The organism is Pseudomonas sp. PME37.24/006, assembly GCF_055556635.1.
On the sequence record NZ_JBVHNL010000304.1, the window covers coordinates 1 to 233 of the forward strand.

Below are 233 nucleotides of genomic sequence, written 5' to 3' on the forward strand. Positions count from 1 at the left end.
GGCCATGGTCACTTACCTCCGAGTCCGCTGACGGTCCAGCTCTTCACGGGGGATCCGCCCGTGGCGGCCTCGGCGGCGACGTACGAGCCGGGGATCGTGGTGGTGGCGGGCGTGGGCGTCTGCGCGCCCTGCGCGGTCTTCGCCTCGGCCGCGACGGACGTTGCGAGGGTGATGCCCGCGGTGATGTCCTTGCCGGCCTTGAGGTCGGCGATGAGCGCTTCCTTGAGGGTGGG

General features: G+C 71.7%; 1 protein-coding gene. It reads right to left on the reverse strand.

Translation table 11 applies throughout. The features are described from left to right. Positions 1–8: 8 nt before the first annotated feature. A partial coding sequence (locus tag ACZ3GY_RS24835; protein WP_465912492.1) for a hypothetical protein occupies positions 9–233 on the reverse strand: 225 nt, incomplete at its 5' end.